The following is a 365-nucleotide window of genomic DNA, read 5'->3' as shown; positions in this document are numbered from 1 at the left end:
TAATCCTTCATCTGCAGCCCCACCGTGTACATATTCAGCGGGTGATCGGGCGGTAATACGCCTTTTGCCATAAAGGTGTGTGTGACCGGAACGCCAAGCGCCTCCGCCCATGCTTGCAGCGCTGCGGACGCCTGCTGGCGGATCACACCGTTTCCCGCAATGATAAACGGCTTTTGGCTCTTTTGGATCAGTGCAAGCGCCTGCTTCATGCTCTCCTCACTAGCGACTGACCGGGGCAGCGGCGTTTTGGGCAGCACGCTCGTGTCGACATCGTCCTCCGCCATATCTTCCGGCAGCTCGATATGGACCGCTCCCGGCTTTTCCAGCTCCGCCAGTTTGAACGCCTTGCGCACGATTTCTGGGAT

1 pseudogene is annotated in these 365 nt (G+C 58.6%); it reads right to left on the bottom strand.

Going from position 1 to position 365, the window contains the following annotated elements:
- Window positions 1–365, bottom strand: a pseudogene (locus EDM56_RS31060) (acetolactate synthase large subunit); the annotation flags it as partial.

Source organism: Brevibacillus fluminis, assembly GCF_003710825.1.
Lineage (GTDB): Bacteria > Bacillota > Bacilli > Brevibacillales > Brevibacillaceae > Brevibacillus_D > Brevibacillus_D fluminis.
This window is presented reverse-complemented; position numbering and strand designations above follow the sequence as displayed.